The 9,124-nt window shown below is 62.8% G+C and carries 9 protein-coding genes (1 of these 9 cut by a window edge); 2 read left to right on the forward strand and 7 right to left on the reverse strand.

Features of this window, described 5'->3' with window-relative positions:
• Positions 1-103 precede the first annotated feature (103 nt).
• Positions 104-484 (forward strand): winged helix-turn-helix domain-containing protein, encoded by a 381-nt coding sequence (locus DT068_RS26470; RefSeq protein WP_119392963.1) that lies wholly within the window; start codon positions 104-106, stop codon positions 482-484.
• Here the strand turns inward: DT068_RS26470 and DT068_RS26475 are convergent, their stop codons facing one another.
• The 5 genes from DT068_RS26475 to modA form a co-directional block, all read right to left on the reverse strand.
• Positions 485-2,071 (reverse strand): tetratricopeptide repeat-containing sulfotransferase family protein, encoded by a 1,587-nt coding sequence (locus DT068_RS26475; RefSeq protein ID WP_119392906.1) that lies wholly within the window; start codon positions 2,069-2,071, stop codon positions 485-487.
• A gap of 89 nt (positions 2,072-2,160) precedes the next feature.
• Complete coding sequence (locus tag DT068_RS26480; RefSeq protein WP_119392907.1) at positions 2,161-2,877, reverse strand: outer membrane protein; 717 nt, start codon at positions 2,875-2,877, stop codon at positions 2,161-2,163.
• 128 nt (positions 2,878-3,005) lie between these two features.
• Positions 3,006-4,094, reverse strand: coding sequence for a molybdenum ABC transporter ATP-binding protein (gene modC / locus DT068_RS26485; RefSeq protein WP_119392908.1), 1,089 nt, complete (start codon positions 4,092-4,094; stop codon positions 3,006-3,008).
• Complete coding sequence (modB, locus tag DT068_RS26490; RefSeq protein WP_119392909.1) at positions 4,091-4,789, reverse strand: molybdate ABC transporter permease subunit; 699 nt, start codon at positions 4,787-4,789, stop codon at positions 4,091-4,093. The genes modC and modB overlap by 4 nt, the downstream gene beginning before the upstream one ends.
• Before the next feature lie 12 nt (positions 4,790-4,801).
• Complete coding sequence (modA, locus tag DT068_RS26495; RefSeq protein WP_368905263.1) at positions 4,802-5,569, reverse strand: molybdate ABC transporter substrate-binding protein; 768 nt, start codon at positions 5,567-5,569, stop codon at positions 4,802-4,804.
• A gap of 309 nt (positions 5,570-5,878) precedes the next feature.
• Between modA and DT068_RS28225 the strand changes: the two genes are divergently transcribed.
• The gene (locus DT068_RS28225) at positions 5,879-6,169 is read left to right on the forward strand and encodes a hypothetical protein (protein ID WP_162914474.1); all 291 of its coding nucleotides are present in this window, start codon (positions 5,879-5,881) and stop codon (positions 6,167-6,169) included.
• A gap of 313 nt (positions 6,170-6,482) precedes the next feature.
• On the opposite strand, the gene DT068_RS26505 is transcribed toward DT068_RS28225, so the two are convergent.
• A complete protein-coding gene (locus tag DT068_RS26505) occupies positions 6,483-8,165 on the reverse strand; it encodes a M23 family metallopeptidase (protein ID WP_119392911.1) in 1,683 nt (560 codons plus the stop codon).
• A gap of 367 nt (positions 8,166-8,532) precedes the next feature.
• Positions 8,533-9,124 carry the 3' end of an MFS transporter gene (locus tag DT068_RS26510; protein WP_119392912.1) on the reverse strand. 818 nt of this gene lie beyond the right edge of the window, so 592 of the gene's 1,410 nt are visible here — the last part of the coding sequence; its start codon lies beyond the right edge, outside the window; its stop codon occupies positions 8,533-8,535.

Below are 9,124 nucleotides of genomic sequence, written 5' to 3' on the forward strand. Positions count from 1 at the left end.
CCGAAAACCGCTTCGCACTTTTCGGTCCGATGCTTTTTGTTAACGCATCGGATTATCCGAAAACCGCTTCGCACTTTTCGGTCCGATGCTTTATTGTCGCGCGATGGCTTATCCCAAGGCATCGCTCAGGATCGAATTCGGGCCCGACCAGCGTATCGGTCCGGGCAAGGTGCATCTGCTCGAGCTCGTGGCGCAAACCGGCTCGATCTCGGCGGCGGCGCGCGAAATGGAGATGTCCTACCGCCGCGCCTGGCTTCTCATCGATGAGATGAACCGCATGTTCAAGGAGCCGGTGATCGCCGCCGTCACCGGCGGCGCCCATGGCGGCGGGGCGCAGCTCACCGAGCTGGGTGAGACCGTCATCGCCACCTATCGCGCCATCGAGGCCGATTCGGCCCAGATCCTGAGCAAGAGGCTGGGCAAGGTGCTGGGCCAGGTGTCCATGGCGCAGCCTGCCGGCGGCCGGCGGTCGAAGCGGGCCTGATCAGCCGACCGCAAGATCGCCCAGCGCGTCCTTGAGCGGGCCCAGATGCTTTTCATAGGCGCGCCAGGCCTTGACCGATGATCTGTAGATCGGCTGGCGCACCTGCCAGCGGCTCGGCGTCGACACAGAGCGGTCGGTATCGTGGAAGGCGAGGCAGGCATCGTCCCATTCCAGTCCCGTGAAGGCGATGAGCGAACGGCTCATGGCCTCCTGCTCGGCGACCATCTCCTCATAGGGAAGCTCGAAGACCTCGAGCGGCAGGACGCTCTTCCAGTGGCGCATGAGGCGATGATACTCGCGATAATAGAGCCCGAGCGTCTCAAGGTCGCGATTGTAGGCATGCGCCTCGTTGAAGGTCTGCATGAAGCAGGACAGGCAATTGTCCATGGGATCGCGTCTGCAGTGGACGATCTTCGCCTTCGGGAAAGTGAGCGCGATGAGGCCCAGATACTCGAAATTATGCGGCAGCTTGTTGACGACACGGCGTGCATCGCGGGCGCCGCGGCTGATGTCGGCGACATAGCGGCTGGCGAGCTCGCGGATGGATTTGGGCGCGACTGCGCGGATCGACTGCGGAAAATTCGGACTGCGCAGCGCATCGAAGCCCAGGTCCTTCAGTATCTCATTGAAATCGCTGCGCTCGCCGGCACCCCAGATCAAAGGATGGCTGGCCAGGATCTGTTCGGTGAGCGTCGTGCCCGAGCGCGGCATGCCGACGACAAAGACGGGAATCTCCGATGAATGGCCGAAGCCCATGCGCGAGGCGAAGAAGGCCTTGTCGAAAGTGGCGATCATGCGGTCGACGAATTCGCGATAGGCCTTGAGGTCGTACTGAACCTGGCTCGCGTCTTTCGAGGCCTTGAATTCGAAGAAAGCCTCGTCGTGCCGCTTGAGGTCGTGGAACATCTTGCCGGCGGCATGATGCAGCGTGACCGGACTGGCCTGCTTTTCCGGAGCTTCGGCGAGGAGCTTCTCGATCGCCGCCACTTCGGGTTCGGAAGCAGTGAATTTGTGGGATACGGCATAGCCCAAGAGGGCCCGGGCATTGCCGGGCTCGCGGCTGAGGAAGGTGCGAAAGCGCGTCTCGGCTTGCGGCAATTCGCCGATCTCGACCAGCGTCTCGGCGAGGCCGAGCTCGGCTTCCACGCTCTGCGGCGAGAGCGCCAGCGCCCGTTCGAAGGTCTGGCGAGCCTCCTCACCTTTGCCGAGCTTGCGGTAGGCTTTGCCGAGCGAGACGAGCGTCGGGATCAGCTTGGGATCGAGGGCGAGCGCCTTGCGAAAGTTGACGGCCGCCTTGTCATACTGGTCATCCAGTAAAAAGACATTGCCGAGATTGTTGCGGATCGTCGCGTCCTTGGGGGCGTGCCTGACAGCGAGGCCCAGGAGCCTGATCGCCTCGTCGAGCCGTTTCGCCTCGACCGCCAGCATGCCCAGGAAATTCAGCGCCTGGGGGTGATTGGGAAACTGCCGCAAGACGAGCTGGTAGCAATATTCCGCTTCCGTGAACCGCTTCTGGCGGTAGAAAGCGAGTCCGCGCGCCAGCGTCTCGGCAATTCCGGCTTTAGTGGGCTTGAGGTCGAGCTTCATGGCCGCAAACAATCACATGTGCCGGGCCCGTTGCAAAGCAAAAGGGCCGGCGCGAGACCGGCCCTCGAGGCAAATTCAAAGAACCGATGTCAGAGGCCGAAACTCACACCGGCAATGACATTGTGGTTCCACATCCAGTCCAGCTCATAGTCGGACTGCTCCTCAAATGAGGTCTCGTTCTTCAAGCTTGGCCCGTCGATGCCACGCAAACGATATCCGACATCCAACGATATGTTGTCCCAAGCCTGCCATCTGAGTCCGGCGCCGAGCTGAAAGGCAAAGGCGACCTCTGAACTGTCGAATATTGGGTCATAGTCATCGAAGTCGTCATAGCCCACATCGCCGTCAACAACGGCCAAGCCCAGACCGCCGCCGAGATAAGGCTTCACCTCTTCGCTTAAAGGAAGATCGTACCAAAAGTTGGCCATGAAGGTGAGGATGCCGAATTTCCCGTGGGCGTCATATGTGTCGGTGCTTCCGTCGCCCCCATCCCGATACCTGATGTCGTCTACGTCGTTCTCGGAGTAGGCCACTTCCAGCTCGACCCGGAGATCATCTGTCAGATGGGTTCCGACCGCACCGCCGATGATAAAGCCCAAATCCGTCGAGACATTGGCCTCATAGCCGGACGTGCCGTCATAGGAATAGTTGGTGTCGACTCTGTCGAGGAAAGACGCGCCGCCGAACAGGCTGACATACCAACCGGCAGGCTCGGCGACCGGCTCGATGTCAGCGGCGCGGGCAGACGACATGCCGAGAACCAAGGCGGTCGCTGCAACGGCGAGCAGATATTCCTTCTTAACCACTGTGAATCCCCCAACAATCCTGATTTGGGCAAGATGAGCCGGGAATCCCTGCAAGTCAATTGAGCGTCGGTCGCTGCAATCCTATCTGCGGCAATTGTGACCAATCCGCCACACCGGGCGGCGCCGATTCAGGGCGCGGCCATCAGCCGGTCGTCGATCGACACGGATTTGATCAGGCAATAGACCTGGTCGCCTTCGCCCAGGCCCAGCTCATCCGCCGCCTTGCGGGTTACCGCCGCGGCCAGGACTTCACCCCCCGCGAGCGCCACCTCGACCATGACCACGGCGCCCAGCGGCTCGGAAATCGCCGAGACTTTTCCGGGCAACGCCGTCCTGATGCTCAATTCGCGCGGCTTCGACAGTGCAAGGGTCACATCGATGGCCCTGATCACGATACGGACCGGATCGGCATCCGGCGCCAGCCGACCCGGCAGGGTGATGCGCCCGGCCGGGTGGCTGACCTGGGTGAGCTGATATTTCTCGTCATAGGTCGGCTTGCCGGCGGTGAGGATCGAGACCCGGGCAAAGCGGTCATCGCCCGATCCCGTCTTCGGGCTCAGCACCTGCTGCGGCGGGCCATCGCTCTTCACCCGGCCTCCCGACATCAGGATCACACGGTCGGCGAGGCGCGCCACTTCCTCGATCGCGTGCGAGACATAGAGGATGGGCAGCTTCAGCTCGTCGCGCAGGCGCTCGATATAGGGAATGATCTCGCGCTTGCGGTCGATGTCGAGGGCGGCCAGAGGCTCGTCCATCAAGAGGATGCGGGGCGAGGCGAGAAGGGCGCGGCCGATGGCGACGCGCTGGCGCTCGCCGCCCGACAGGGTCTGGGGCCTGCGGTCGAGCAGATGGGCGATGCCGAGCAGCGATGTCACCTGGTCGAGGGAGATGCCGTCCGCCGGGCCCCTGGTGAACCAGCTTCCATAGAGAAGATTCTGCCGGACGCTGAGATGCGGGAAGAGCAGCGCGTCCTGGAACACATAGCCGATGCGGCGCCGATGCGGGGCCACGAAGATCCGGGCTTCCGTGTCGGTGAAGACGGTGCCGCTGACGGCGATACGGCCGCGGTCGGGCTTCAAGAGCCCGGCAACGAGATGCAGCACCGTCGACTTGCCGGCGCCCGATTCGCCGAAGAGGGCCGTGATGCCGTTGCCGGCCGTGAAATTGACGGCGAGCGAGAAACCCGCCCGGGCCAGCGCGATGTCGAGCTCGATCATGAGAAGCTCGCCACCTGGCGATTGAGGCGGCGTGCCAGCACTTCCGAGGCGATGAGGGCGAGGAGCGAAATGACGATCGATACCGCGGTGAGACGCAGCGCATTGGCATCGCCCCCCGGTACCTGGGTGAAGGTGTAGATCGCCGAGGGAATGGTCTGCGTCTCGCCCGGAATGTTGGAGACGAAGGTGATGGTGGCGCCGAATTCGCCGAGCGCCTTGGCGAAGCTCAATATGCTGCCCGCCAGTATGCCGGGCAGCGCCAGGGGCAGGGTCACGGTGGCGAAGACGAAAAGGGGCCTGGCTCCCAGCGTGCCGGCGGCCTGCTCGAGCCTGCGATCGAGGCCTTCGATGGTGAGCCTTATGGCGCGCACCATCAAAGGCAGGCCCATCACCGCGGCGGCGAGCGCTGCGCCGGTCCAGCGGAAGGAGAAGACGAGGCCGCAGCATTGGTCGAGAAAGGCGCCAATGGGCCCCTTGCGGCCGAAGGAGAGAAGCAGGAGATAGCCGGTGACGACCGGCGGCATCACCAGCGGCAGATGGATGAGGCCGTCAAGCAAGGTGCGGCCGGGGAAGCGGCAGCGCGCCAGGACATAGGCAAGCGCGATCCCGACCGGCAAAGAGGCGAGCGTCGCGACGCTCGCCACTCTGAGGCTCAGCAGGATGGCGGTCCAATCCTCTTCCGAAAAGCCCATCATCGCAAAGCGGGCTCACTTGAGAATGGTGAAGCCCTGCGCGGTGAAGATCTCCTGCGCCTTGGGAGAGGAGAGATAGGTGACAAAGGCTTCGGCATCCGGATTCTTCGAGGATGAGATCACCGCCGCAGGATAGACGATGGGGGGATGCGAGTCCTCGGGAAAAACGCCGGCAACCTCGACCTTGTCCTCGGCCCGGGCGTCGGTCGCATAGACGATGCCGAGCCTGGCTTCGCCGCGCGCCACGAGGGCAAGGGCGGCGCGGACATTCTCGCTTTGCGCCAGGCTCTTCTCCACCGAAGCCCAGAGCCCCAGCTTCTCGAGCGCCGCCTTGGCATACCTGCCGGCCGGCACCGCTTTCACATCGCCGACCGCGAGCTTGCCGCCTTGCAGCGCGCCGGCGAGATCGACCCCTTGCTTCAGCTCGAGTTCGACGCCTGAGCTCCGGGCCGCGACCAGCACCAGCGCGTTGCCGAGCAGCACTTTCTTCGTATCCGCCCGGATCAGCTTCTTCCCGTCCAGATAGTCCATCCAGTCGAGATCGGCCGAGACGAAGACATCGGCCGGGGCCGCCTGCTCGATCTGCCTGGCCAAGGCGGAGGAGGCGGCATAGGTGGCCCTGGCCTCACTGCCGGCTTCAGCCTTCCAGGCGGCGGAGACGGCATCGAGCGCGTTCTTGAGGCTGGCGGCGGCGAAGACATTCACCGGCTCCGCCGAAGCCTGGGCGGCGGCAAAACCGGCCAGGATAGCGAGGCTGAACAGGACTCTCCTTGGCGCAAGCATGGTTCCCTCGTAGCCTGCCTTCATTATATACAAATGAATATAACGAAGCTCGAAGGCGCGCAAGCATCTTGTTGCCTGGCTGCCGCGACGATTTCGACGACAATCCCGTCAAGGAGATTGCGCGTGATCCATTTCAGTTGCAGAGTCTCGTTCGGCAGTTTGCTGCTGCGCTCTGTCAGCGCGGTGCTGACTGCGCATAAAGGCAATGTTTGGCTAAAGCGTGCTTGACCGAATCGTGCGTTGAAACCCAGATAAACAAACAGCGTTGGGACAGGTGAGCGTGCCCAGCTGATCAGAAGGAAACGTCAAATGGCTAGACGTGTCGTAAAGAAGAAGAAAGCTGCGAAGAAAGCCAAGAAGGCCGCCAGGCGGCCGGCGAAGAAAGCGGCGAAGAAGCGTGTCGTCAAGAAAGCGGTGAAGGCGCGTCCGGCGAAGAAGGCCGCCAAGAAGAAGGCCGCCAAGCGGCCGGCGAAGAAAGCGGCGAGCCGGGTACGCAGGGCCGTCAAGAAGGCTGTGAGCGTCGTCACGGCGCCGATCGCGGCGGTGGCTGCGGCCGTCACGCCGGATCCCAAGCCTGAGGGTGGCGGCGAGCCGGGCTAAAATCAGCCAGAAATGAGCAACACGGCCGGACATCCGTTCCGGCCGTTGTTGTTGGCGCGTGATCAGGAAAAGTGGACTCCGGTTTTCCGTCCGATCACGCGCCATATCAATGTTTCCGATCACGTTATCACTTCAGATCGTCCCGATCTGAAGTGATAACGTGATCTACGGCCGGGCTTGACCCGGCCATCCAGCAAATCAAGCAACAATGTTGACGCTTCCCAGGATGGTCGCCTCAAGGCCTCAAGAGCGACCATGACGGTGTGGAGAAGCGGCTGAAGCTCGCTTCAAGCCTGGACTGCTATGAGGCTGCTTACCGCTGCGCCTGGGCGACGCGGGTGCCCGACGGCGCCACCTTCATCATGGCGACAATACGGGTCTTGAGCGCCTGGAAGGTCTTGAGATCCTTGCCGGCGAGCTGGCGGCCACCCGTTGCCTTCATGCGCATCGGATTGACCGGGCGGTCGTTCATACGCACTTCGTAATGCAGATGCGGGCCGGTCGAGCGGCCGGTCGAGCCGACATAGCCGATCACCTGGCCCTGGCGGACCGAGGCGCCCTGACGAATGCCATCGGCGAGCCGGCTCATATGGGCATAGAGCGTCTCATACTTGCCGCTGTGCTGCAGCTTGACGGCAATGCCGTAAGTGCCGAAGCGGCCGGCAACCTTGATCTTGGCGTTGCCGGCGGCGCGGATCGGCGTGCCGAAGGGAGCGCCGAAATCCACGCCGGTATGCATCTTGTTGTAGCCGAGGAGGGGATGGCGGCGCATGCCGTAGCCCGAAGTCAGCTTGAAGCCGGAAACCGGCGTCTTGAGCAGCGACTTGGTGGCCGAGCGGCCATTCTCGTCGTAGTAGTCGGTCGACCCGTCGGCGGTGGTGAAGCGGTAGTAGGTCTTGGTCTTGCCGCCCAAAGTCAGCTGCGCATAGTGGAGGACCTTGCGCTTTTTGGACGAGCCGGTGAGCGGGTTTCCGTAAAAGACTTCGAACGAGTCGGACGCCTTGACCTGGCGCTGGAAGTCGACGTCATAGGCGAAGACGCGTGTCAGCTCGGCGGTGATGTAGTCGGGAACCTTGTTGTCCTTGGCCGTGGCATAGAGGCTCGAGCCGACCCGGGCCTTGGTGCGGAAGTGGTCGTAATTGGCATAGCGCGACGCGGTGCCTTCCCTCTCGCCCTCGATGCGGGCGGCGAAGTGGCCGTCTTCGTCGGCCTCGACCAGGATGTTCTCGGTCGGGCCCGGCTTGAAGGCGAGGCGCACCGGGAAGATCACATAGCGGCCATAGAAGTCCTGCTGCTGCTCGAGGGTGAGCTCGAACTCCGCGCCCTCCTTGAACTGCTTGGTCGGGAAGACCGGCTCGATCGAGGCGACGAGGGCTTGTGCTGCCTCACGGGCGACACCGCGGCTGACAATCTCATCGATAAGTGTCCGCCCCTTGGCCAGCCTGATCGTTTCGTCGACCGGTTCGGGCGGCGGCGTCTTGGAGATGGTCGTGATGTTCTCGGCATTGACCGAGGCCACGGCAAGCTCGGCGTCGAGCACCACGGTGCGGCCGTCGCCATAAGGAAGCTCGTTGGCCGTTATGCCGGGATAGCTCGCCACGCCCGGCAAGCCGCGCTGCGGAATGATGATCTCACCGCTTACGTCAGGCACATTCTCCTCGAAGACGGAACCGAAAGGCTTGAGCGCCACCGATTCGAGCAGGCCGCCGCTCACCGCATTGCTGCGCATGGTCGTCGTTTCGTGCGAATTGATCGAGGCCAGAGCGTCGTTGGAATAGCCGCTCGAGCCGACGAAGCCCAGGACCGCGGCGCCCACGACCAGCGTACCCGCGACGCCGGCAATGCAAGTGGTCAGCAGCCAGTGCGAGGCGCGTGAAGGTTCGGTTTCAAATGGATTGTCGAAATCGGTGTCGAACTGCTCGACATGGACGGGCTGGCTTGTACCACCCGCGATAACCGGCAGATTACCGGTATTTTTCCCGCCTCGCGCGATCAAACCCGCTTCCCCTAATCGTGCCGTTCGCTAACGCCGGCTGAAGTTGACCTTCTGCACCGAACCCGCCCCGGTGCGTGAAATGTGTTCTCTTACGACTCAGTCGCGCCTTGGTCGCCTCATCGGCTCATCTCGAGGAGGCGACGGGCAGAATTTGCCTTTCACACGTACCCAAGTCAACCGCCATTAACGATGCCGTTTCGAAGACACCAATTACGCCATGGGCTTAGGCACTATTCCAGCAGAGATTGTGACAACAGAGAGTTTCCGAAGTGTTAACCAAAACCCTGGCTGCACCCCCCGATGATGGCGAAACTGGTAACAAAAAATGGCAGGAAAAGGGCGGTCGCCCTGAACGGCGCCGATGAGGTTAAATCCGCTGCGCGGTTTTCCACCCGGCAATGCAGCCGACGAGGGTGAGCGGCAGGAAGGCGACGAAGAGCCATGAGGCGGCGCCGGCCGCCGTCTCAGGCGTGAAACCCTGCGAAAATCCGGCGGAATTGGCGATGATCCCGGCAATGGCGGCACCTACCGCGTAGCCCAGGCGCTGCATGGTCGGCACCGCCGAGGAAGCGATGGTGCGTTCCTCGGGCGCCGCCGCGGCGACGATCATGCGGGTGACGAAGGGCCAGGCGATGCCGAAGCCACCGCCCTGCAGGATGGCGCTGGCGAGAATCAACGGCAGGGTTCCGTGCGGCACCGCATAGGCGAAACCCAGGACCCCGCCGGTGATCATGAAGGCGCCGGCCGTGATGATGAGCCGCTCGCGCTCGGGCTTGGCATTGGCCACCAGGATCGAGAGCACCGACCAGGCAATCGATTCGGAGGCAATGATATAGCCGGTGGTGATGAGCGGCACATTGTGGAGCTTGGTGAGGATGAGCGGGGCGTAGAGGCCGAAGGAGACCGTGGCGATGGAAAAGGCGGCGATCATGGTCATGCCAGTGCCGACGCCCGAGCGC

This window comes from Taklimakanibacter lacteus, assembly GCA_003576695.1.
Taxonomy (GTDB): Bacteria; Pseudomonadota; Alphaproteobacteria; order Rhizobiales; family Aestuariivirgaceae; genus Taklimakanibacter; species Taklimakanibacter lacteus.